Annotated in this window: 16 protein-coding genes and 1 tRNA gene; 12 read left to right on the forward strand and 5 right to left on the reverse strand. The window is 65.1% G+C overall.

The genetic code is table 11. The annotated features are described in order from the left end of the window. Position 1: 1 nt before the first annotated feature. From CFE42_RS13560 to CFE42_RS13580, 5 genes are all read left to right on the forward strand, one after another. Entirely contained in the window at positions 2-4,312 is a 4,311-nt protein-coding gene (locus CFE42_RS13560; RefSeq protein ID WP_004628901.1) for a transporter substrate-binding domain-containing protein, read from the forward strand. Between the two features lie 145 nt (positions 4,313-4,457). After that, positions 4,458-6,080 carry an NAD(P)/FAD-dependent oxidoreductase gene (locus CFE42_RS13565; protein WP_024974067.1) on the forward strand — a complete coding sequence of 541 codons (1,623 nt, stop codon included), beginning with the start codon at positions 4,458-4,460 and terminating at the stop codon, positions 6,078-6,080. Positions 6,081-6,108: 28 nt separating this feature from the next. Continuing rightward, positions 6,109-6,999, forward strand: coding sequence for an SDR family NAD(P)-dependent oxidoreductase (locus CFE42_RS13570; RefSeq protein ID WP_004628897.1), 891 nt, complete (start codon positions 6,109-6,111; stop codon positions 6,997-6,999). Between the two features lie 9 nt (positions 7,000-7,008). Further along, a complete protein-coding gene (locus CFE42_RS13575; protein ID WP_004628895.1) occupies positions 7,009-8,031 on the forward strand; it encodes an alpha/beta fold hydrolase in 1,023 nt (340 codons plus the stop codon). Continuing rightward, a complete protein-coding gene (locus CFE42_RS13580; RefSeq protein WP_004628894.1) occupies positions 8,028-8,924 on the forward strand; it encodes a metal-dependent hydrolase in 897 nt (298 codons plus the stop codon). Before CFE42_RS13575 ends, CFE42_RS13580 begins: the two co-directional genes overlap by 4 nt. Before the next feature lie 91 nt (positions 8,925-9,015). On the opposite strand, the gene CFE42_RS13585 is transcribed toward CFE42_RS13580, so the two are convergent. Then, the gene (locus CFE42_RS13585; RefSeq protein ID WP_004628891.1) at positions 9,016-9,834 is read right to left on the reverse strand and encodes a MerR family transcriptional regulator; all 819 of its coding nucleotides are present in this window, start codon (positions 9,832-9,834) and stop codon (positions 9,016-9,018) included. An 86-nt stretch (positions 9,835-9,920) separates the two neighbouring features. Between CFE42_RS13585 and CFE42_RS13590 the strand changes: the two genes are divergently transcribed. Beyond that, positions 9,921-11,078, forward strand: a complete 1,158-nt coding sequence (locus tag CFE42_RS13590; RefSeq protein ID WP_004628888.1) for a hypothetical protein — start codon at positions 9,921-9,923, stop codon at positions 11,076-11,078. Beyond that, positions 11,075-12,148 (forward strand): LmeA family phospholipid-binding protein, encoded by a 1,074-nt coding sequence (locus tag CFE42_RS13595; RefSeq protein WP_004628886.1) that lies wholly within the window; start codon positions 11,075-11,077, stop codon positions 12,146-12,148. The genes CFE42_RS13590 and CFE42_RS13595 overlap by 4 nt, the downstream gene beginning before the upstream one ends. An 18-nt stretch (positions 12,149-12,166) precedes the next feature. Here CFE42_RS13595 and CFE42_RS13600 read toward each other — a convergent pair whose 3' ends face one another. Further along, complete coding sequence (locus CFE42_RS13600; protein ID WP_004628885.1) at positions 12,167-12,580, reverse strand: surface-adhesin E family protein; 414 nt, start codon at positions 12,578-12,580, stop codon at positions 12,167-12,169. A 177-nt stretch (positions 12,581-12,757) separates the two neighbouring features. Continuing rightward, complete coding sequence (locus CFE42_RS13605; protein WP_004628882.1) at positions 12,758-13,651, reverse strand: c-type cytochrome; 894 nt, start codon at positions 13,649-13,651, stop codon at positions 12,758-12,760. A 381-nt stretch (positions 13,652-14,032) separates the two neighbouring features. Here CFE42_RS13605 and CFE42_RS13610 point away from each other — a divergent pair. The 4 genes from CFE42_RS13610 to kdpE all read left to right on the forward strand — a co-directional run bounded on the left by CFE42_RS13610 (position 14,033) and on the right by kdpE (position 16,776). Then, positions 14,033-14,108, forward strand: a tRNA-Arg gene (locus CFE42_RS13610). A gap of 180 nt (positions 14,109-14,288) precedes the next feature. Beyond that, positions 14,289-15,356, forward strand: coding sequence for a histidinol-phosphate transaminase (gene hisC, locus CFE42_RS13615; RefSeq protein ID WP_004628880.1), 1,068 nt, complete (start codon positions 14,289-14,291; stop codon positions 15,354-15,356). Positions 15,357-15,691: 335 nt separating this feature from the next. Then, positions 15,692-16,003, forward strand: coding sequence for a high-potential iron-sulfur protein (locus CFE42_RS13620; RefSeq protein WP_004628878.1), 312 nt, complete (start codon positions 15,692-15,694; stop codon positions 16,001-16,003). Positions 16,004-16,071: 68 nt separating this feature from the next. Next, the gene (gene kdpE, locus CFE42_RS13625) at positions 16,072-16,776 is read left to right on the forward strand and encodes a two-component system response regulator KdpE (protein WP_004628876.1); all 705 of its coding nucleotides are present in this window, start codon (positions 16,072-16,074) and stop codon (positions 16,774-16,776) included. A 6-nt stretch (positions 16,777-16,782) separates the two neighbouring features. Here the strand turns inward: kdpE and CFE42_RS13630 are convergent, their stop codons facing one another. Both CFE42_RS13630 and CFE42_RS13635 read right to left on the reverse strand, forming a co-directional pair. Beyond that, on the reverse strand, positions 16,783-17,781 hold the full coding sequence (locus tag CFE42_RS13630) for a tripartite tricarboxylate transporter substrate binding protein (RefSeq protein WP_004628874.1): 999 nt from the start codon (positions 17,779-17,781) through the stop codon (positions 16,783-16,785). A 145-nt stretch (positions 17,782-17,926) separates the two neighbouring features. Then, a complete protein-coding gene (locus tag CFE42_RS13635; RefSeq protein WP_004628872.1) occupies positions 17,927-19,057 on the reverse strand; it encodes a porin in 1,131 nt (376 codons plus the stop codon). 498 nt (positions 19,058-19,555) lie between these two features. Between CFE42_RS13635 and CFE42_RS13640 the strand changes: the two genes are divergently transcribed. After that, a complete protein-coding gene (locus tag CFE42_RS13640) occupies positions 19,556-19,840 on the forward strand; it encodes a hypothetical protein (RefSeq protein WP_004628870.1) in 285 nt (94 codons plus the stop codon). The last annotated feature ends 91 nt before the right edge of the window (positions 19,841-19,931 follow it).

The following is a 19,931-nucleotide window of genomic DNA, read 5'->3' on the forward strand; positions in this document are numbered from 1 at the left end:
GATGCGGCGTTCCCTCTTCGCGGTTTCCGCCGTCGTCTGTGCGGCCATCCTCGTTTGGTGGGGCGGGGACGGCGCATGGCAAGCCGATACCGGCGACGCTGGGCAGGGGCCGGTGTATCGATTAGCCCGCTTTCCGCCGACGCTCATCGTGGGCGTCATCGGCAACGCGATGATGCCGCTGGAGGGCATTGAGGCGGACCGGCTCAGCGGTTTCTCCGGGGATCTCCTCATGCAACTGATCCCGCACGATCAAGTGCGCGTGGTACCGCGCGTATTCGCACGGCGCGACGAACTGCTCAAGGCAGCATGTCGCGGCGATGTCGACATCATCATGAGCGTGGCGCCACGCTCCCAATACGACCACTGCCTGGAGTATTCGGCACCGTATCTCGAACGCCCCACAGCGGTGGTCGCGCGCACGGAAAACGTCGAAATAGCGCAGAACCCGTTCGGCGCGGGCGTTCGCGTCGCGGTCGAGCAAGGCTCTTCACTGGAGGAGGAGCTGGCCCATGAATATCCGAACATCGCGCTGTTGAGCACGCCCACAGCAGCCGACGCTTTGGACGCCGTGCTCGACAAGACGGTCGACGTCTACGCTGGCGTCACCTACCCGACACGGGAATTGATAGCGCGGCCGCGCTACCGGGAACTATCGATCGTGCAGCTTGCAAACCAGCAGGTCGATGCGCTCCATTTCGCCGCGCCCCGGGATCGCGCGACGCTGATTCGCCATCTGGATCGCCATCTCGCGCAGTTGCCGGACACCACGATGAGCCAACTTCGCGCGCGCTGGATCGCTCAGGGCGGTACGTCGACCGTGGCGCTGCAATTGTCGGACGATGAGCGCGCTCTGCTGGCATCGCTGCCCCCGTTGCGGTATGCAGCCGACCCGGATTACATGCCGTACACATTTGACGACACTGGCGGCGGCCTGCTCGGCATCTTCCCGGAGTACCAGAATTTCCTTTCGCGAACGCTGGGCCTGCAGTTCGAGCGCGTCGCCGTGCGTGACTGGGCCGACGCGCTCGACAAGGCGGGCAATGGCGAGATCGACATCTTGCTCGGCATGTCAGATCAGGATGCTCGCCCAGCTGGATTTGCGCTCACGCAGCCCATCGACGCCACGCCGCTGGTTATCGTCGGGCGCAACGATGCGTTGACTGTGGCGGCGTTGTCCGAGCTTTCCGGCAAGACTGTCGCACTGCCTGCCAGCGATACGCTGACCGCGATCTTGCGCCAAAACGTGCCGAAAATCCGCCTCGTGTCGGCGGGTTCGGTCGACAACGCGCTGTCCATGGTGGCAAGCGGCAAAGCCGATTTCACCATTGTCAATCTGCCGGTGGCCGACGCGTTGATCCGCCACCATTTTCCGGGCGAACTGAAGGTCACAGGCTCGGCCAACACGATTGAGAGCATCGGCGTGGGCGTGACGGCGCGGTACGCCGCGCTGGTGCCGCTTATCAACCGCGCGCTTTTTGCCATGCCTGAAGGCGAGCAGGTCAGCATCCGCAACAAGTGGCTGTCGGTCAGCTATCAGCTCGGTCCTTCGGCGTCGGCCGTGCTTGGCAAGTTTGGGCCGGTGGCCGCGCTGGTGCTGGCGGCACTGGTGGCGCTCTTCATCAAGCAGATGCAGTTGCGCCGTGAAAATCATCAGCGCCGCTGCGCCGAAGAAACCCTCGCGCGTCAACTGAGCTTTCAGCGCGCGCTGATGGAGGCCGTGCCGTTCCCGCTCGTCGCCAAAGACGCCGCGCAGCGTTACGTTGCCGTGAATGCTGCGTTCTGCAACATGTTTGGCCAACCACGCGCTTCTTTGCTGGGGCGCACGCCGCAGGAGCTCGGGCTGTATTCGGTCAGCAACACGTCGCCGCTGTCCGACATCAACCAGCGCGCTGCGCAGATCAGCGAAAGCACGCGCGAAGAACTCATCATCGACACGCCGGACGGGCAATCGCGCAACGTGTTGTACTGGATCGAGCCGTTCCATCTGCCGGACGGGCAACCCGCGGGCACCGTCGCCTCGCTGGTCGACATCAGTGAGATCCGCGAGGCGCAAGCGCGAGCCGAACGCCTTGAACAGCGCCTGCGCGAGGTCACCGAATCGCTGCCCGCGCTGGTCTATCAGTTCGAGCTGCCACCGGGTCAGGTCCAGGGGCGCATCACCTACGTCGCGGGCAAAGCGTACGAGACGCTGGGCGTGCAGCCTCAGGATCTGCTGGACTACCTGTCGACCCCGGAGCTACTCATTCACGAAGACGACCGGCAGCGCATGCTCGACACGGTGCTGGTCTCGGCGCAGCAGCTGACGCCCCTGGACCAGCAGTTTCGCCATGTCAGCGCAGACGGCGTGGTCCGCTGGCTTCATGCGCGCTCGATTCCGCACCGCGAGGCGGACGGCCGCACGGTCTGGAACGGCTACCTGAGCGACGTCACCGCAGAGCGCGAGCAGGCCGACGCACTGGAAGCGGCCAAGAACGCGGCGGAATCGGCATTGCATGCGAAAGACCGCTTCCTGGCCATGATGAGCCACGAAATCCGCACGCCCATGAACGGCGTGCTGGGCCTGGTCGAACTGCTGCAGCAGACGAAGCTCGAGGGCGAGCAGAAGCAGATGGTCTCGCTGGTGCAGGATTCGGGGCGCGCGTTGCTGCATATCCTCGATGACATCCTGGACTACGCAAAGATCGAGGCCGGTCGCTTGGATATTTCTCCGGCGGCCACGGACCTGCGCGAGGTCTTTGATGGCACGGTCGGCTTGCTGGCGAGCCGCGCACACGAAAAATCGCTGGCGGTGCATGTGACTGTGGCTGCCGACGTGCCGGCCAGCGTCTCGGTCGACAGCATTCGTCTACGCCAGATCCTGTTCAACCTGCTCTCGAACGCCATCAAGTTCACCGACACCGGAAGCGTGCGCCTTTCAGCGGAATGCGCGCGCGTCACCGACGACACGGCGCATCTCATCATCTCCGTCACGGATACGGGCATCGGGATCTCGCCGGCGGTACAGGCCACGCTGTTCGCGCCGTTCGTGCAGGCCGAGCGCTCGACCACGCGGCGCTACGGCGGCACCGGCCTGGGCCTGGCCATCTCCCGCCAGCTCGCGGGTCTGATGGGCGGCAAGCTCGTCATGGAAAGTGCCCAAGGGCAAGGCACCGCCGTGACGCTGGAACTGACCGTGCCAATGCTCAAGGCGCGGTATGCGCTGCCGCAACTGGAAGGCCGCAGCGTTGCCATTACCGTGGATGACGCGGCCGTGCGGCACGGCCTCACGCAGTTGGCGGTCGCGGCCGGGCTCCGGCCTGTGGTTGCTGCAGACGCCGACATCCTCCTGACCACCACGGCGCCGGCACACGAGCACGCCATCCGCATCACCTCCGAAGCCAGCTATGCCGAACCGGGCAACGCGCTGAGCATCAATCCGCTGAACTGGCACGCTTTCGTGCAGGCGTGCGAGCACGCGCTGCGTCGAGCCGGGCACGCGCACGTGGCGAGCGTGGCGGCCCACACACCGCCGGCCGCCGCGCCTTTAGAAGCGCCCGGTGCACATATCCTCGTGGCGGAAGACCATCCGATCAACCGCGAACTGATCGCCAAACAACTCCGGCTGCTGGGTTATCGGGTCACGCTGGCCGAAGATGGCGTGGTCGCGCTCGAACGTCTGCACGAACACCGTTTCGACGCGTTGCTCACCGATTGCCACATGCCGCGCATGGACGGCTTCGATCTGGCGCGGCATATCCGCGAGGAAGAAGGCGACGGCCCTCGCCTGCCTATCATCGCCATCACGGCAACAACGCTGTCCGAGGAGCATGCGCGCTGCCGCGCCGTGGGCATGGACGCGAGCCTGCTGAAACCGACCACGCTCGCCACGCTGCAGGAAGCGCTGTCTGCGCTGTGGATCGGCGACGTTCCCGCAGGCGCCGGCGGGGCCGCGGAGGAGCCGCCCACCCTCTCGCTCGACGACCTGCACGTCGCGCTCGGGACGGACCCCGCAGCCATCGGTTTGGCGCAGGTCTTCCTCTCGTCGCTGGCCGATGACGCGCAGCGCCTCCAGCCGCTGCTGGACGCGATGGACCGTGCAGCGCTGCGCCGTTGGGCCCATCGCACCGGTGGTGCCCTCGCGCTGTTGCACAACCCGGGCGTGGATGCCGTAGCGGAAGCGTTCCGCCATGCCGTGCATAACGCCAGTGCGAACGACATCCGTGCTGCCGGGGCGCGCACGATGAGGCTTTTGACGCATATCAACGGACTACTCAGCGCCTTCGGATCCCCCGCCGCCGACGTTGTGCACCGCACGCAAGTGACGGATTCATAAGGGAAAACCGTTTCAAGCGGTGCATGCACCGCTTTTAGATGAATCGTTCCAATCGGCCGATTGACTCGGTCGGGGCAGCCTCCTACGATGACATCGATCAATGTCACATTAAGAGGCGCCCATGTGGTGCCCACGGAGACACCACGTGAACGCACGGACCGACTTTCCGCGCGCCGACGCCTTTGCGTCGGCCCCGCACAGCGCTGACGCCCCGCCCCTGATCGATGCCGCCATCATCGGGACGGGCTTTGCCGGCCTGGGCATGGCGATCCAGCTCAAGCAGCACGGCATCGACAATTTCCTCGTTTTTGAAAAGGCGGGCTCCGTCGGGGGCACGTGGCGCGACAACCATTACCCCGGCTGCGCGTGCGATGTGCAATCGCACCTGTATTCGTTTTCGTTCGCGCCCAATCCGGACTGGTCGCGTATGTATTCGCCGCAGCCGGAAATCCGCGCGTATCTGGAGCGCTGCACCGATGAATTTGGCGTGCGCCCGCATGTGCGCTTTCATCACGAGCTGGCGCGTGCGGCCTTCGACGACGCTGCAGGCGTGTGGAACCTGGAGATGGCCGACGGCCGCCGGTATCGTGCCCGCACGCTGATCTCCGGCATGGGCGGCCTGAGCCGTCCGGCCTGGCCGAACATTCCCGGCATCGAGACCTTCCAGGGCAAGGCCTTCCATTCGCAGCTCTGGGAACACGATTACGACCTGCGCGGCAAGCGCGTCGCTGTGATCGGCACGGGCGCGTCGGCCATCCAGTTCGTGCCGCAGATTGCGCCGAAGGTCGGCCGGCTCGACCTGTATCAGCGCACGCCGCCGTGGATCCTGCCCAAGCCCGACCGCAAGGTGTCGCGCGCAGAGCACTGGCTGTTCCGCCACCTGCCGTTCACGCAAAAGCTGATGCGCACCGGCATCTACTGGATGCTGGAGTCGCGCGTGCTGGGCTTTGTGATCCATCCGAAGCTGATGAAGGCGGTGGAGCGCATGGCGCGCGGCCACATCAAGCGCCGCATTGCCGATCCCGTGCTGCGCGAGAAGGTCACGCCGGACTACACCATCGGCTGCAAGCGCATCCTGATCTCGAACGACTATTACCCGGCGCTCACGCGCGAGAACGTCGACGTCATCACCTCCGGCATCGCACGCGTCGAGCCCAACGCCATCGTCACCACCGACGGCACGCGGCGCGAGGTCGATTGCCTGATCTTCGGCACGGGCTTTCATGCAACGGACCCGTTCCCGCGCGGCGTGCTGCTTGGCAGCCAGGGCGTGGACATTGTCGATGCGTGGGACAAGCACGGCGCCGAGGCCTATCTGGGCACCACCGTGTCGGGTTTCCCGAATTTCTTCATGGTGGTGGGCCCGAACACGGGGCTCGGCCACTCGTCGATGGTGTTCATGATCGAGTCGCAGGTGGCGTACATCGTCGACGCGCTCAAGTCGATGCGTGCGCACAACGTGGCGGCCATCGACGTACGCCCCGACGTGCAGCGCCGCTTCAACGACGGCATCCAGAAGCGGCTGTCGCATGCAATCTGGTCTGCCGGCGGCTGCGTGAGCTGGTACCTCGATCCGAAGACCGGCAAGAACACGACGCTGTGGCCGGGATTCACGTGGCAGTTCCGTCGCGCCACCGCGCATTTCCGGCTGGCCGATTACCGCACGCGCCCGATGGCGGTGCCCAAGGGTGTGCCGCTGCGCGTACCCGCCCGCACAGTGCCGGCCGCTCAAAACACCCCCAACGAAGAAGCGCTCGACCGCGTCTGATGCGCGTCAGCCCCACGGAGACCCCGCCATGAAGTCATTCAACAACCAGGTTGCCGCCATCACCGGTGCTGCGTCGGGCATGGGCCGCTCGCTGGCGCTGCGGCTGGCACGCGAAGGCTGCCACCTTGCGCTGGCCGATCGCAATGAAGCGGCGCTCGCGCAGACGCTGCAACTGGTGCGCGCGCACGAGGGCGACCGCATCCGCGTGACCACGCATGCCGTCGACGTGGCCGACCGCGCCGCGGTGTACCGCTGGGCCGAAGAAGCGGCCGCCGCGCACGGCAAGGTCAACCTGATCTTCAACAACGCGGGTGTGGCGCTGTCCAGCACGATCGAAGGCATGGAAGACGACGAGCTGGCCTGGATCATGAACATCAACTTCTGGGGCGTCGTACACGGTACCAAGGCGTTCCTGCCGCTGCTCAAGGCAACGGGCAACGGCCACATCATCAATACGTCGAGCATCTTCGGCATCTTCGCGCAGCCGGGTATGGGCGCCTACAACGCCAGCAAGTACGCCGTGCGCGGCTACACCGAAGCGCTGCGCCAGGAACTCGATCTGATGGACTGTGGCGTGTCGGCCACGTGTGTCCACCCGGGCGGCATCAAGACCAACATTGCCAAGTCGAGCCGCGTCTCGCCGAGCATGAACGGCTTCCTGGTGCGCGACGAACAGCAAGGCAAGGCGGAGTTCGAGAAGTTCTTCATCACCTCGGCAGACAAGGCCGCGGAGGTGATCCTGGACGGCGTGCGCAAGAACAAGCGCCGCGTGCTGATCGGCCCCGACGCGCACGCTGCAGACGTGATGGCCCGCGTGCTGCCTGCCGCGTATCAGGCGCTGGTCGTGCGCGAAGCGCGCCGCACGCGCAAGAAGGCACTGCGCGACGATGCGGCGCCGGCCACCGCGCGCGCCAAGTAGGAGGTGCCGATGACCACGGCCACCACCGGCGAACTGTTTGCCAGCCCCCCGCGCGCGAACCTGCTCAACGTTGCACGCGCCATGCTGCGCCCGGGCCGCATCGGCTTGCGCAGCATCGGCCGCGATGTGCTGATCGCGCGCTACGCCAAGCCGCAATCGCGCTACCTGCCACTGATGGGCACGCGCGTCCATTACACCGATGAAGGTGCCGCCAATTCCGAAGGCACGTTGCTGCTGATCCACGGCTTTGGCGCATCGCTGCACACGTGGGATGGCGTGCTGCCGCAGCTCACGCGGCGCTACCGCGTGATCCGGCTCGACCTGCCGCCCTTCGGCATCACCGGCCCCCTGCGTGATGCGCAAGGCCGCCCGCGCGCAATGGAGCTGCCGCTGTACCGCGACTTCATCGACGCGTTTGTCGACACACTCGGCCTGTCGAAACTCACGCTGATCGGCAACTCGCTCGGCGGCATGGTGTCGTGGGACTTTGCCGTGCGGCACCCGGGCCGCGTCGAAAAGCTCGTGCTGATCGATTCGGCAGGCTTTCCGATGAAGCTGCCGATCTACATCGATCTGTTCAATCACCTGGGCGTGCGGATGACGTCGCCGTGGATGCTGCCCGAGGGGATCATCCGCGCCGCCACGCGTGATGTATATGGCGACCCGTCGCGTGTGTCGGAACCGACGCTGCGTCGCTACGCCGATTTCTTCTATGCCGACGGTGCACGACAGGCCATCGGCAAGATGGTGCCGAAGTTCCGCTTTGACGATGTCGATACCAGCGGGCTGGCCTCGATCCGAGTGCCCACGCTCATCCTCTGGGGCCAGCGCGACCGGTGGATCCCGCCCGCGCACGCCGGCGAATTCGCCCGCCGCATTCCCGGTGCCACGCTGCGCATGTATCCGGCGCTCGGCCATATCCCGATGGAGGAAGACCCAGTACGCGTAGGGACCGACCTCTGTGCATTCCTCGATCAAGGGCGCGCATCGACGCGCCTCGCCGCAACCACATTCCAGGAGAACCGCCCATGATGCCAGTCCGCCGCGACGTGCATCCTCACCTGCCGGCTGATCGCATCAGCAACTGGCACGAGCGAGGCACGCACGTCACCCACTTCCTGAACGCGCTGTCGATCTTCTTCCCGACCGGCGAGCGCTTCTTCATGGACAGCGTGCGCAACTACCGTCATCTGGTGACCGACCCCGAGCTCAAGCAGGCCGTGGCCGGCTTCATCGGCCAGGAAGCCATGCATACGCGCGAGCACGTGCTGTACAACGACCTCCTCGATCGCGCCGGCCTGCCCGCCACGCGCATCGACCGCTTTGTCGGCAAGTTCCTGAACGTGCTGCGCAAGTGGACCCCGAAGTCGCACCAACTGGCCGTGACCGTGGCGCTGGAACACTACACCGCCATGCTGGCCGGCCAGGTGCTTTCACATGAAGATGGCCTGGGCCGCAACTCGGAGCCCGGCTACCGCCAGGTCTGGCTGTGGCACGCCATGGAAGAGACCGAACACAAGGCCGTCAGCTACGACGTGTGGAATCTCGCCATCAAGCCGGGCCTGCGCCGCTACATCCTGCGCACATCGACGATGCTGCTGACCACGCTGCTGTTCTGGTCGATGGTGTTCTACGTGCATCTGCGGCTGATCTTTGCCGATCGCACCTGCAAGAACAAGTTCTTCGGTCTGGGCAAGGCATTCCACTTCCTGTGGATTCACCCGGCGCCGCTGCGCAAGATCATCCCGGAGTTCTTCGACTTCTTCCGGCCCTCATTCCACCCGTGGGATGAAGACAACCGTGACGCGCTTGAACGCCTGCCCAAGCTGATCTCGGAAATCGAAGCCTATGCCGCTGCCAATGGCGAAGCGCCGTCGCCGTCGATCCGCCGCAAGCTGTCGACGGCGGGCGCAGCCGGATCTTGAGCAGGCATTCAAAACGCCTGCAGCACCCGTCGTATCGGGATCAAACTAGAAATAGATCAGGCGCGCCCCACGCATGGGCGCGCCGCAGACACTAGCCTTTGTCCGGCCCGGGCGCGCTGCCCGGCGGTTCGTGCATGTGCTCGATGACCTGCGCCACGCGGTCGCCCAGGTATTTGTTGGCGGCCGTCTCGAGCGCACGCATCAGCTCGGCCTCGACCGCTACCAGCGCCAGCGGACGGATGCGCCAGATCACGTCGACCAGACGCGGCACGTCTTCGACCGGCGGCAGGTCGCTGCCGTACTTGTCGAGTTCGCGCACGACCATGGCGACAAGATCGTCGGCCACCGCCTGCGTATGCGGCCGGGCACGCTCGATGATATCGAGCACTTCGACGAGCGGGAAACCGGCTTTTGCCATCTGTGCGCCGGCCAGCAGTGCTTTCGGGCTGCGCGCCAGATAGCCCAGGCCATCGGGTTCCAGCAGGCCGAGCGAGATGGCCCGCGCCAGCGCCTGACGCGACATGGCACGGCCGAACAACTTGGCAAGCGCCAGGAGCGAGTAGTGCTTGGGCGACTCGTCCGACCAGGGGCTCGCGATGGCCGATTCGAGCCCGAGGATGGAGCGCAGGTCATGGCCTTCGACGATGGCCTTGAGCAGCTCCTGGATGTTGGAGAGCGTGTAGCCGCGCCCGAGCAGGTGATTGATGAGCTTGAGCCGCCCCAGATGCGCCTGCGTGTAGATGCCCACGCGTCCGCGCCGCTCGGGCGGATCGATCAGGCCGCGGTCCTGATACGAACGGACGTTGCGGACAGTGGTTTCGGCCGCGCGCGCCAGTTCGTCGATGGTGAACTCGCGGGCGGGCGGAATGGCAGGCGGACCGGCGTCGCCGGTTGGTTTGCGGGCGGGCATGCAAAAAATTCTACACGAGCGCGGCGACAGACCGCGTCGGTTGCCGGAACGTTTCCGGTGCGTTTCTCACGACGAGGAGACCGTCGATGTGGGACTTGACCTTGCGTCATCGAAATAGCGCGCTGCGAGCTGCGGGCGCAGTGGTGGCGGCGCTGCTGCTGCAAAGCTGCGCCACCGCCGGCGACGGATACGGCGCCATCGAAGCCGACAAAGCCAAACAGCTTGAAGATGCACGGGCCCAGGCGCGCGCGCCGTTCCAGGTGGGCAATCTCGCCACGCGCGAGGTGCGGCCCGCCACGCTGCGCGATTCGGGCCAGCCCGATGCGATCTCGTATCTGCGGCATGTCGATTTTCGTTTCGATGGCGGCGTCGGCTTCCTGGTCGACCAGCTCGCGCTGCGCATGGTGCCGCGTGCACCGGGCGATCCGGTGTGGCTCGACGATGTGTCGTCGTACACGCTGCAGCCGGTGAGCGGTTCGGTGCGCGTTACGGCCGAGAGCATGGCCGCGCTCTTCAACACCGTGGTGTTTGCGCGCGGGCCGGGCCAAGATCCGCCGCTGCGCGGCTTCAGCTTCGCGCTCGACGACGGCACGCTCGACATGCGCGCCGAGATGCACCGGCGCGGCGCCTGGGTGCCGATCGAGCTGCGCGGCCCGCTGGTGTTGCGCGATCCGCAGACCATCGTGTTCCACCCCAACGTGGTCAAGGTGCGCGGGCAGGACGCCGGCGCGCTGATGGGCGCGGCGCATATCGAACTGGCCGATCTGTTGCCGGTATCGACGCCTGCCGTGCAGCTGACTGGCAGCGAAATCGTCATGCAGGTGCCCAAGCTGTTTCCGCCGCCCGCGCTGGAGTTGAAGCTCTCCGCCATTCGCGTCACGCGCGACGGGCTGCTCATGCAGATCGGCGATGGCAACCCGCAAATGCCGCCGCTGGCCAACGCCGCCGACGCGCAGCGCCCGTACATCCTCTTCCGCGGCGGTGACATCCGCTTCATGCGCTCGATGCCGATGAACGCGCGCATCGATATCGTCGTGGCCGACCCGGCCAAACCCTTCGTGTTCAACCTGTACCGCTATCGCGACCAGCTTGTCGCGGGGTCGCTGCGCTTCTCGCCGGATGGCGGCATTCGCGTGCTGATGCCGTCGTTCGACACCCTCGCCGCTGCCAAAGCCGCCAAGGCAACAGCAATTGCCAAAGCAGGCAAGCCGGCCCTGCAACTCGCCAAGAGGACCGCGCCATGATCGCCCCCGCCTTCGCTCTCGCCGCTGTGATGTTGCGCCTGGCGCTGGTGACGCTTGGCTTGGCCGGGCTGCTCGCCAGCGCACTCGCCCGCGCCGCCGAGCCGCCGATGGCCAACGCCCAACGCAAGGAGTTGACGACGGTACGCCAGCAATGGGCGCAGCGCTGCGATCCGTCCTCCGGCGCGCCCAATGCCAGCGGCCCCGCCGTCGCGCGCGACTCCGGCACCGCACCGCCCGTCGTGCAGATGCGGGATGTGGATTTCCGCATCACCGGCGACATCGGTTTCCACGTGCATCAACTGACCGCGCAGCTCGTGCCGCACAAGCCGGGGCAGCCCGTCGACATGGACGACCCGGGGCAGTTCGACATCCGCATCCTCGGCGGGGAAGTGACGGTGCCCAAGGATTCGCTCGACGCGCTGTTCAACCGGTATCTGCTCGACTATTCACCGCGCTCACTCAATGCGCTGTCGCTGACACCCGGCGACGGCGTGCTCGACGTGTCGGGGGGGCTGAAGCTGCGCAATCATTTTCCCGGCGTGTGGCTGCCGTTCGGCATGCGCGGCACATTGGCGCTCAAGGAATCGCGCTATCTCGTCTACACGCCCACCGAGGCACGCGTGATGGGCATCCAGACGCTGGCGCTGCTCAAAGGGATGGGGCTGGAGCTGTCGCAGCTTGCGCCGCTCAATCGCACCGGCGCCAAGCTGGATGGCAACGACATGGTGCTGGACCAATACACGGTCTTCCCGCCGCCGCGCCTGGTCGGTCAGATGAAGACGGCGCGTGTCACGCCGGACGGGCTGGTGCTCGGGTTCGGCCCCGCGCCCGCCATGTGTGCGCCGGCGCCAACCGACGCCGCGAGCCGCATCTGGATCCAGTCCGGCGACCTGAAGATGTACAACGTGCTGGTGGCCAACAGCCGCGTGCTCGTGACCGATACATCAACGCGCGGGCCGCTGCGCTTCGACCTGTACCACTATCGCGAGGCCGCCGCGCGCGGCACCACGCGCATGGATGCCGATGGCACGCTGCGTGTGGACCTCGCGCCGGCAGGGGCCGCTCAATAGCGCCATCGTCACAGCGCATTACTTCTGGCAGACGGCATGCAGGATCGCCTCGCCCTCTGAGCGCGGCACGACGGCCTCCCAGCGCGGGCCGTCGATGGTCTTGGTGAGCACCGTGCCGTGCTGGCTGTCCTGAATCAGCGCGCTGACCGGCAGGATGCGCCCCTCCTTGCAGTCGTAGACGGACGTGCGCGTATCGTATTGATACGCCTTGCCGTCCGAGAGCTTGCGCGGCGCGTCATAGGCGTCGCGCGTCGTGGCGCGCACAGTGCCATCCTTGTTGCGCTCGATGGAGTCTTTGTCCAGATAGAGCGAGCCGCCGTTGTCGGCCAGCGGGGCCAGCTTGACCCAGTTGTCGGCCGCCGTGGCCGTCGAGCTACCGATTGCCAGCGCAGCAGCTACCCAGTAGATCAGCGTCGTTCGTTCCGTTCGCATCGCAACCTCCGTTTGCCTCATTGCACAGACGTATGCGGGGCGCAGCAGCATGGCTGCATCGTTCTCCGCACATCAAAAAATGCGTAGCAAACGGCATGCCCCGCGCGTGACACTGCCGCGGCAGGCAACAAAAAAAAGCCCGCTCGGGGCGGGCTTCTTCGGGAATGCAAGGGCGGCTTACTTGGCAGCAGCGGCCATGTAGTCGACGGCGGCTTTCACGTCGTCATCGGAGCCGGCATAGGTGCCCTTGGGCGGCATCGCGCCCTTGCCGTGCAGCGCGGAGTCATACAACTTGGCCTTGCCTTGGGCAATGCGCGGCGCCCAGGCGGCCTTGTCGCCAAACTTCGGCGCACCGGCCACACCGGCGGCGTGGCACATCTGGCAAGTCGACTCATAAACCTTCTTGCCAACTTCCCCCGCCGAGGCTTGCGGTGCGGCGGCTGCGGCCGCCGCGGCCGGTGCTGCAGCGGGTACCGGTGCAGCACCGGCCGGAGCGGGGGCGGTCGCCGGAGCCGATGCTTCCGATGCCGATGCCGCAGCCGGGACTGCACCCGCGCCCGCCGGTGCAGCCGGTTCCTGCAGCTTGCCGCCAGCGGAGTTGGCCATGTAGACGATGGCGCGCTCGATTTCGTAGTCGCTCACATCATCGGGCGACGTGCCGCCGCGTGCGGGCATGCCCCCCTTGCCGGCCAGTGCCACCTTCGTCAGGCCATCCAGGCCCTGCGGCAGGCGCGGACCCCAGCTTGCCGCATCGCCAAATTTCGGCGCGCCGGCCACGCCTGCAGCGTGGCAGGTCGCGCAGACTTCCTTGTAGAGCTGCTCGCCGGTCTTGAAAACGCGCGGTGCGTTCGGGTCTTTCAGTTCGAGCTGCGCAACGGGCTTGATGCGATCGTTGACGGCCTCTTCCGACATGCCGGAACCGCCTGCGCCTTCCCGGGCGCCCAGGCCAACGTAATTGGCCAGCAGGATGATGATGAGGATGGGAACGGCAAAGGCGGCGATGACCGCGATGATCAGCTGCTTGGGGGTCTTGATCAGAGGCTCGTGTTCGTCGTGTTGCGCGTCGCTCATGCTCAACTCTCAGGATGGTGGAACCGCTCTTGGAGCCCTCGGAGCGCCGCCGGCAAGGTCACGAGCATCGCCGGCAGTGCGTGGGGGCCGCATTGGATCGCGATGAGGGCAGGAAGACCATGGCGATTGAATCGCCGCGTCGGCCCAGACAGACCTGTCCCCGTCTTTCTTTTGGCAAATAACGCGCGATTATATCCGCAATGCTTGGGCCTTTGACACGCGGGACAGCCCTAGGCGCCGCTTTTCGACCTGCGTCAAAAACCCAACGAAACGTTGCAGCAGCCCGCCTCGTACCGGGCCGTTCACGGGTCTGCGATGGACGCTTGCGCCCAAATGCGCTATCCTGCGGGGCTTCTCTTTCGGTGCGTTCTGTGCCGATATGCGCCCGTAGCTCAATGGATAGAGTACTGCCCTCCGAAGGCAGGGGTTGCTGGTTCGATCCCAGCCGGGCGCGCCAAAAATCAAAGATTTACGCAACTTGTACGGTTTTCCGACGCCAGAACCGCGCTTCTGCGCTTCTGCCGCAACGTGCAGGCCTGCCTATTCCCGAACCTTATTCAGCTTCCCAGCCTTTTTCGATTCATCGATCGCGCTGCGGGCACGCTTAGAAAATAGTCACCTCATCAGGAGTCGAGTCGTGAGCCGTTACTGGAGCGATATCGTTCAGCAACTTGTGCCCTATGTCCCGGGCGAACAGCCGGCCATCGCGCGGCCCATCAAGCTGAACACCAACGAGAACCCGTACCCGCCGTCGCCGCGCGTGGTGGCCGCGATCGCTGCAGAGCTGGGAGAGACGGGCGAGAATCTGCGCCGCTATCCCGATCCGCTCTCGCGCCGGCTGCGCGAGACGGTCGCCGCGCATGTCGGCCTCAAGCCGGAAAAGGTTTTTGCCGGCAACGGGTCGGACGAAGTGTTGGCGCACGTCTTCCAGGCGCTGCTCAAGCACGACAAGCCGCTGCGCTTTCCGGACATCTCGTACAGCTTCTATCCGACCTACGCGCGGCTTTACGGCGTGCAGTGCGAGGTGGTACCGCTGGCGGACGACTTCTCCATCCGCGCCGATGACTATCTTGGCGACGCAGGCGGCGTGCTGTTCCCGAATCCGAACGCGCCGACCGGCCACGCGCTGCCGCTGGCAGAGATCGAACGGATCGTCGCTGCGAACCCGTCGTCGGTCGTCGTGGTGGATGAGGCCTATGTGGATTTCGGCGCGGAGTCTGCCATTGCGCTCATCGACCGCTATCCGAATCTGCTGGTTGTGCACACGACGTCGAAGTCGCGCTCGCTGGCCGGCATGCGCGTGGGCTTCGCGTTCGGGCACGCGGCGCTCGTCGAAGCGCTCAATCGCGTGAAGGACAGCTTCAACTCGTATCCGCTGGATCGCCTCGCGCAGGCTGCCGCCCAAGCGGCTTACGAAGACGAAGCGTACTTCCGCGCCACGTGTGCGCGCGTGGTGGCAAGCCGCGCGCGGCTGACGCAATCGCTGCAATCGCTGGGGTTCGAGGTCGTGCCGTCGATGGCGAACTTCCTGTTCGCACGGCATCCGCACCACGATGCCGCAACGCTGGCAGCACGGCTGAAAGAGCGCGCCATCTTCGTGCGCCACTTCAAGCTCGCACGCATCGACCAGCATCTGCGCATCACCGTCGGCACCGACGATGAATGCGACGCATTCTTAAACGCGTTGCAGGGTCTGCTGAAGTAAGTACACACACGCGTGCGGCAAATTGCCACCGGGGTCAGCCAGCCATTTGGGGGGCGGCGCCCCGCGCTGACGGCTGCACGCCCCGATCGCACGGTGCATGTGGGTACTTGCGCGGCATGGCACGGCGCCAATCGAAGGCCACGAACATCCGCGATTGCTGCGCTCAGGTATGGGGAACATTGACCGGACGCAGATGCCGCCGCCCGATTGCTGTGCCAGAATGCACAAGCGGGTAAACGGCGCGCCGACGCCGTCCGCTGTCCCCTAGGGCGAGCCTGAGCACTGCGCGGGCGGCACGGGACGCCACACAACACACTCCCACAAAAGGAATCAGCATGTCCAATCGTCGTCAATTCCTGAAGAGCATCCCCATCGTGGCCGCCGCGGGCGCCGTCATGTCGATGTCGGACCTCGCACTGGCTGCACCGATGGTGGCGGAAACCGATCCGCAAGCCAAGGCACTGGGCTACGTGGCTGACACCACCAAGGCCGACAAGGCCAAGTTCCCGAAGCACACGCCGGATCAGCACTGCGGCAACTGCGCCCTGTACCAAGGCGGTACGGCTGCGCAAGGCGGTTGCCCGCTGTTCGCCGGCAAGGACGTCGCCAACAAGGGTTGGTGCAGCGCCTGGGCAAAGAAGGCCTGAGCGAAGCGGTATCGCATGCAAGCAAGACGGACCCTGCGGGGTCCGTTTTTTTATGGGCGCGCTCTACAATGCGTGCCATGCCGTTCACATTCACACCCACCGTCCTCGTCATCGACGACGAGCCGCACATCCGACGCTTCGTCCGCGCTGCACTGGAGGAGGAAGGCTGCGAAGTCCACGAAGCCGACCGCGTCGAGCGCGGCCTGATCGAAGCGGGCACGCGTCAGCCGGATGCGGTGATTCTCGATCTCGGCCTGCCCGATGGCGACGGCATGCAGTTGATTCGCGAGTTGCGCACCTGGACGGAAGTGCCGGTGCTCGTGCTTTCGGCCCGCGTGGATGAGCGCGACAAGATCGAAGCGCTCGATGCGGGCGCGGATGATTACCTGACCAAACCCTTCGGCGTGGGCGAACTGGTTGCGCGCCTGCGCGTGCTGTTGCGGCGACATGCCAAGCGCGGCGAAGACGGCGGCAGCGTCATCCGCTTCGGCGAGGTGGAAGTCGACCTGGCGCGCCGCCTGGTCAGCCGCAACGGCGAGGCGGTGCATCTCACCCCGATCGAATACCGGCTGCTGGCGGTGCTGCTCGGCCGCCGCGGCACCGTGATGACGCACCGCGAGCTGCTGCGCGAAGTCTGGGGCCCGGCGCATTCCGACAGCAGCCACTACCTGCGCATCTACATGGGCCATCTGCGCCACAAGCTGGAACGCGATCCGGCGCGGCCCGAACACCTGCTGACCGAAGTCGGCGTGGGGTACCGGTTTACGGCGTAAGTCGGCTTACTGTTCCTTGATGCCGGCGGCGCGCACGATGCGGCCGTTGCTGTCGTATTCCGCGCGGATGGCCGCGGCAAATTGCTCGGCGGTGCCGCCGGCCGGCACCACGGCGGCCTGCGTAAGACGCTCGCGCAGATCGGGCGCAGCCAGCGCCTTGTTGATCTCTGCATTCAACCGGGCAATCACGGGGGCTGGCGTCTTGGCCGGCGCGAACACGCCAAAGGTCGACGCCATATTCGCCTTGGCGTAACCCAGCTCGGTGAAGGTCGGCACATTCGGCAGCGCATCGAGCCGGTGCGGCGCCCCCACCGCCAGCGGGCGCAGCTTGCCGCTGGTGATGTGTTGCATCAAGGTCGGACCGACGTTGGTCGACATGACTTCCACTTGGCCGCCCAGCGTATCCGTCAATTGCTGGCCACCGCCCTTGTACGGGATGAGCGTGATATCGACGTGCGCCTGCGACTTGATCTGCTCCAGCGCGAGATGCCCCACCGTACCGAGGCCCGATGTCGACCAGCGGATCGAACCTGGCTTGGCCCGCGACTGGCTCAGCATGTCGGCAAAGCTCTTGCCGGTGAACGACGGCGTGCCCAGCAGGATCATCGGCGCATACATGACATTGGCCACGGGCGCGATGTCTTTCTGCGGGTCATACGGCAGCTTGCTGAAATGCGGGTTGAGCGTGAGCGGGCTGACCGATGAGAAGCCCAACGTGTAGCCATCGGGGGCCGACTTGGCCACGGCATCCATGCCGATGCTGCCGCCGGCACCGGCGCGGTTTTCCACCACCACCGGCTGGCCCAGTTGCGCCGACAGCTTTTCACCCAGTGCACGCGCCACGTTGTCGGAAATGCCACCAGTCGGATAGGCGACGATGATGCGGATCGGCTTAGCCGGATAGTCCTGCGCTTGCACCGGCGCAGCGACAAGCAACGGCAGACCGGCGCCCAGTAGCGCAGCAGAAGCAATCAGACGACGACGGGCACTACGTGCAGAAGTCATGGCGCAATGTCGGGGGAAAGAAACGGAAAGAAACATTGTAGGCCGATGCCCAGGCAAGCTCGCCCCGGCGAAGCACAAAAACGGCAGACAAAAGAAAAGGCGCCCGAAGGCGCCTTTTCCGTTCCCAATCGCGTGACAGCGTCGATTAGAAGATGTGGCGGATACCCACGCCAACGCTCGTCTGGTTCGACTTTCCAACGCCGGTTGCGTTGCCGCCACCCGACAGTTCCGGCAGAGCTGCGTCCTTGACCTTGTTGTAGTCGACCGTGCCATACACTTGCGTGCGCTTGGACAGGGCGTACTCGGCCAGCAGCACGCCGGTGTAGCGCTTGCCGTCGTTGCCGGCGGTCAGGGCAGCGTTGTTGATGCTGTCGTAGTAGAACGCGCCCGTCAGAGCCAGGGCCGGGGTGATGTTGTACGTCACGCCCAGGATGCCGACGTGGTCACGACGCTTCGTGGCGCCCGGGGTCAGGCCAGCGCCCGAGGTGGCGTTGCCGTAGATGTTCAGGCCGAAGGCGCTGCCGCCGACGCAGTTAGCCGAGCTGTTCACGCAACCCGTGGCGTCGCTGCTGTCGATGTAGCCTGCGAACAGCTTGGCTGCAGCGATGGTGTAGTTACCACCGATACCCCAAACGGTTTGCTTGTTGCCAGCAATATCCTTGTGCTGCTGTGCGAATGCGCCGATGTAGGCCGGGCCGAATTCATAGGCCACCGTGCCGCCAACGTACGAGTTCTGGCTTGCTGCACCCGGAACTTCGCCAAAGCCGTAGGCCAGGCCGACCGACAGGCCGTTCCACTTGCCTTCGTACTTCAGCATGTTCGATTCACGCAGACCGGTCAGGCCGTAGTACATCCACGAGTTGCCGTCATAGTTACCCACGCCCAGCGGGTCGAAGTTGCCGCCCGTCGTGAAGCCGAAGTTGTATTGACGGCCCAGGGTGATGGTGCCCAGGTCCTTGTTCGACAGACCCACGAACGACTGACGGTTGAACAACGTACCAGCGCTGCTCATCTTGCCAGTGGCCGAGTTGAAGCCGCTTTCCAGCACGAACAGAGCCTTGGTGCCGCCGCCCAGGTCTTCCGAGCCCTTCAGGCCCCAGCGGCTGTTCGACACAGCGCCGCTTTCCATCTGGGTCACGCTGTTGCCAGCTTGGTTGGCGTTGTTGATGTAGTGAATGCTGGTATCGACAATACCGTACAGCGTCACGCTCGATTGGGCGTAGGCAGAACCTGCGAACAGGGCGCCAACTGCAACCAGAATGGCAGACTTTTTCATGTGGGCTCGTAATAAAAGAGTTGTCTCAAACCGCCCGACCCCGTGTGCATGAGGTTGGGCTCCTCCGTTTCCTTAACTTCCGTGTCGGAAGTGCCGCGCAAATTTAACAAAAGCCCATATGCGCGGCAAAGCAATTCACGGAATCGTTCTACCAAGTGTGGTAAGCGCGCATCGCTCTTAATGCGCTGCACCAAATCGGCCTATGGCAAGGCTTGCCGGCTCGTGACGCCCTGCTGTGGTGCATCAACGCCGAGCGCTGGCTTTCACCCCATCTCTTGATTAGACAAAAAGGTTGGGAGATCGCCGGCGGCGTTACGCCATTGGCGCGCTTTTCAGCGCCGTTCACGCTGACTTGCATCATTTCGGCGCCGACAACAAACCGTTCGTCGCACCACCGTGGATGCGGCATGCCTCCTGACCTAGGCTGTAGACCGTGGCAGGACATCAAATGACCACGCCTAAAACAGCACCGAAAATCAGTTGAAGAAGGAGTTCGCCATGCGACTCAAGCAAATGGGGTTGGCCGCCATGTTGGCGGTCGGGGCCCTCGCGGCGGGCAGCGCTTGGGCGCAGGCCAGCCGCGTGGAAGTGTTCGGCCAGAATGCTCGCGCCGAACGGTTTGACGTCTATAGCGACGGTGCCCGCACCGGCCGCTTCGACACGTATACAGAAGGCGCGCGGGCAGGCCGCTTCGATCCCTATTCGGAAGGCATGCGCAGCGACCCGGCCGGCCGCTCCCGCGAGGGCGGCGGCACGGTCTACGGGTATCCGGTTCCGAATTGATGCGCTGAACGGCATTCACCGCGTTCGTCACGCAGCCGTCACGCATTGATCAGTTACGGGCCTGTCTCCAGGCATCCTCCGTTTTCCGCCT

This window comes from Ralstonia sp. PBBBR1 (genome assembly GCF_002256165.1).
Lineage (GTDB): Bacteria > Pseudomonadota > Gammaproteobacteria > Burkholderiales > Burkholderiaceae > Ralstonia > Ralstonia thomasii.

What these genes read in the sequence shown, in the direction of transcription:
- CFE42_RS13620 (WP_004628878.1), top strand. Translation starts at nt 15,692, where the DNA reads ATGTCCAATCGTCGTCAATTCCTGAAGAGCATCCCCATCGTGGCCGCC.
- CFE42_RS13560 (WP_004628901.1), top strand. Translation starts at nt 2, where the DNA reads ATGCGGCGTTCCCTCTTCGCGGTTTCCGCCGTCGTCTGTGCGGCCATC.
- CFE42_RS13605 (WP_004628882.1), bottom strand. Translation starts at nt 13,651, where the DNA reads ATGAGCGACGCGCAACACGACGAACACGAGCCTCTGATCAAGACCCCC.
- CFE42_RS13590 (WP_004628888.1), top strand. Translation starts at nt 9,921, where the DNA reads ATGTGGGACTTGACCTTGCGTCATCGAAATAGCGCGCTGCGAGCTGCG.
- CFE42_RS13630 (WP_004628874.1), bottom strand. Translation starts at nt 17,781, where the DNA reads ATGACTTCTGCACGTAGTGCCCGTCGTCGTCTGATTGCTTCTGCTGCG.
- CFE42_RS13640 (WP_004628870.1), top strand. Translation starts at nt 19,556, where the DNA reads ATGCGACTCAAGCAAATGGGGTTGGCCGCCATGTTGGCGGTCGGGGCC.
- CFE42_RS13600 (WP_004628885.1), bottom strand. Translation starts at nt 12,580, where the DNA reads ATGCGAACGGAACGAACGACGCTGATCTACTGGGTAGCTGCTGCGCTG.
- CFE42_RS13570 (WP_004628897.1), top strand. Translation starts at nt 6,109, where the DNA reads ATGAAGTCATTCAACAACCAGGTTGCCGCCATCACCGGTGCTGCGTCG.
- CFE42_RS13595 (WP_004628886.1), top strand. Translation starts at nt 11,075, where the DNA reads ATGATCGCCCCCGCCTTCGCTCTCGCCGCTGTGATGTTGCGCCTGGCG.
- CFE42_RS13635 (WP_004628872.1), bottom strand. Translation starts at nt 19,057, where the DNA reads ATGAAAAAGTCTGCCATTCTGGTTGCAGTTGGCGCCCTGTTCGCAGGT.
- CFE42_RS13585 (WP_004628891.1), bottom strand. Translation starts at nt 9,834, where the DNA reads ATGCCCGCCCGCAAACCAACCGGCGACGCCGGTCCGCCTGCCATTCCG.
- kdpE (WP_004628876.1), top strand. Translation starts at nt 16,072, where the DNA reads ATGCGTGCCATGCCGTTCACATTCACACCCACCGTCCTCGTCATCGAC.
- CFE42_RS13580 (WP_004628894.1), top strand. Translation starts at nt 8,028, where the DNA reads ATGATGCCAGTCCGCCGCGACGTGCATCCTCACCTGCCGGCTGATCGC.
- CFE42_RS13575 (WP_004628895.1), top strand. Translation starts at nt 7,009, where the DNA reads ATGACCACGGCCACCACCGGCGAACTGTTTGCCAGCCCCCCGCGCGCG.